Consider the following 2402-nt stretch of genomic DNA (forward strand, 5'->3'; position numbering starts at 1 on the left):
GGGCCGCCGCCAGGCTGGCGCAAAGGGCAATCATCGAAAGGGCGAAACGCATGGGTGTTCCTCGGCTTGTCGGCACGCTAAAGACACGGTCATCTTTGACGGGCTGGCCGTTTGACGCAAGCCCGACCCGGTGCAGGGAAATGGTATGACGTCGCGCTGTTATCGCTTGCTTGTGACACTTCTGTGTCTGCTGACCGCGCTCGTCGCGGGAAGCGGCGCCGCGATCGCCGCGCCCAACCACATCCGCGCGCAGCTCGTCGCCGCACCAGGCGCTGTGCCCGGCGCCGCGACCACGCTGGCGATCGTCATGCACCCCGAGAAAGGCTGNTGTGACACTTCTGTGTCTGCTGACCGCGCTCGTCGCGGGAAGCGGCGCCGCGATCGCCGCGCCCAACCACATCCGCGCGCAGCTCGTCGCCGCACCAGGCGCTGTGCCCGGCGCCGCGACCACGCTGGCGATCGTCATGCACCCCGAGAAAGGCTGGCACGGCTACTGGATGAATCCGGGCGATGCGGGCCTGGGGATGCAGCTCAAGTGGACGCTCCCCGAAGGCGCAAGCGCCGCCGAGCCGGCCTATCCGGTGCCGCACACGCTGCTCGTCTCGGGACTGATGAACCATGTCTACGAGAGCGACTACGCGCTGCTCGTGCCGCTGACCCTACCCGCCAGCGCCGATCCCCATGCCCGCGTTCCGGTGCGCCTTGCCGCGCAGTGGCTCGCCTGCACCGAGGAAATCTGCGTCCCCGAACGCGCCGATCTGGCCACCGAAGTCGTCCTTGGCAGCCGCGACCCCAAGGCCGAGGCGCGCTTTGCCCAGTGGCGCCGGATGCTGCCCGCCCCGCTCGACGCGCCAGGGACCTTTGCCGCCGATACCAAGACGCTGCGCCTCGCCATTCCGCTGCCCGCCTCGGTCGATCTCGTCGATCCGCACGTCTTCGTGCAGGAGGACAAGGTGATCGACTATGCCGCGCCGCAGACCTTCGCGCGCAAGGGCGACACGCTGATCGTGACTGTCGCGCGCGCCGGGTTCGCCCCGCGTACCCCTGAAACGCTGCACGGCGTGCTCAAGCTCGATACGTTTGGCAATGGCCTCGCCTTCAACACGCAGCCCGGTGCGGTGCCTGCTGGCGGCGCACCGCTCACCAACGCCGCGAGCCCCGAACTGCCCGCGCTGCCGCTGCTGCTGCTCGCCGCCCTGGCGGGGGGCCTGCTGCTCAACGTGATGCCCTGCGTGTTCCCGATCCTCTCGCTCAAGGCGCTTTCGCTGGCGCGCGCGGGCGAGAGCGAGGCGCACGCCCGGATCGAGGGGCTGGCCTACACTGCGGGCGTCGTCACCGCCTGCCTTGGCCTTGGCGCCCTCCTGCTCGCGCTGCGCGCGGGCGGCGAACAGGTCGGCTGGGCGTTCCAGTTGCAGGAACCGCTCGTCGTCGTCGCGCTGCTGTTGCTCGCCTGCACGATCACCGCCAACCTGCTGGGCGCCTTCGAATTCGCCGTCCCCGGCTTTGCCAGCGAGGGCAGCCCGCAGGGCGCCTTTGCCACGGGCCTGCTCGCCGCCTTCGTCGCCACGCCCTGCACCGGACCGTTCATGGCGAGCGCGATGGGCGCCGCGCTGCTGCTGCCCGTCGTGCCCGCAATGGCGCTGTTCGGCGCGCTGGGCCTGGGCATTGCGCTGCCGTTCCTCGCCATCGCCTTCATTCCCGCGCTGCGCACGCGCCTGCCCCGACCGGGTAAGTGGATGACCGTGTTCCGCCGCTGGATGGCGATCCCCATGGGGCTGACCGCGATCGCGCTGGGCTGGCTGGTGTGGCAGGTCGGGGGCGAGATCTACTTTGCCGTCGCCATTCTGTTCACCGTGCTGCTGGTGCTCGCACTGATGGCCGTCGGCCGCGCGCAGCGGCGCGGGCGCAGGGCGCGGCCCGCTGCCCTGCTCGCGCTGTTCGATGCGCTGGCCTGCCTCGCCCTGCTCCCCGGCGCCGCGCCCGAGCCGGTCGCCGCCGCTTCGGTTCTCGACGCGCGGCCCTTCTCGCCCCGCGCGCTCGATACCGCGCTGGCCAGCGGAAAGCCGGTCTTCGTGTGGATGACCGCCGACTGGTGCCTGACCTGCAAGGTGAACGAAAAGGTCGCCATCGAACGCGACGAGACCCGCGAGGCCTTCCGCAAGGCAGGGGTGATCGTCCTGCGCGGCGACTGGACGCGCCGCGATCCGGCGATCACGCAGTACCTGACCGAGCGCGGCGCGGCGGGCGTACCGCTCTATGTCTGGTACAAGCCCGGTACCGCGCCCGAAGCGCTGCCACAGGTTCTCACCCCGACGCTGCTCGCGGACAAGGCGGCGGGGCAGTAATCGGGCGCGGCCGGATCAGATGGGGTGATTGGGGCTCGGCACCGAGTCGGTGGAGTG

General features: G+C 70.6%; 2 protein-coding genes. One reads left to right on the forward strand and one right to left on the reverse strand.

Annotation, left to right across the window (positions count from 1 at the left end; genetic code table 11):
- Positions 1-313, reverse strand: a 313-nt coding sequence (locus tag MTR62_RS20795; RefSeq protein ID WP_244024544.1) for a hypothetical protein, incomplete at its 3' end; no start/stop codon positions are given.
- Positions 314-329: 16 nt separating this feature from the next.
- Between MTR62_RS20795 and MTR62_RS20800 the strand changes: the two genes are divergently transcribed.
- Positions 330-2345, forward strand: a complete 2016-nt coding sequence (locus tag MTR62_RS20800) for a protein-disulfide reductase DsbD family protein (protein WP_244024546.1) — start codon at positions 330-332, stop codon at positions 2343-2345.
- The last annotated feature ends 57 nt before the right edge of the window (positions 2346-2402 follow it).

The organism is Novosphingobium organovorum, from assembly GCF_022832435.1.
In the GTDB taxonomy this organism is placed as follows: Bacteria; Pseudomonadota; Alphaproteobacteria; order Sphingomonadales; family Sphingomonadaceae; genus Novosphingobium; species Novosphingobium organovorum.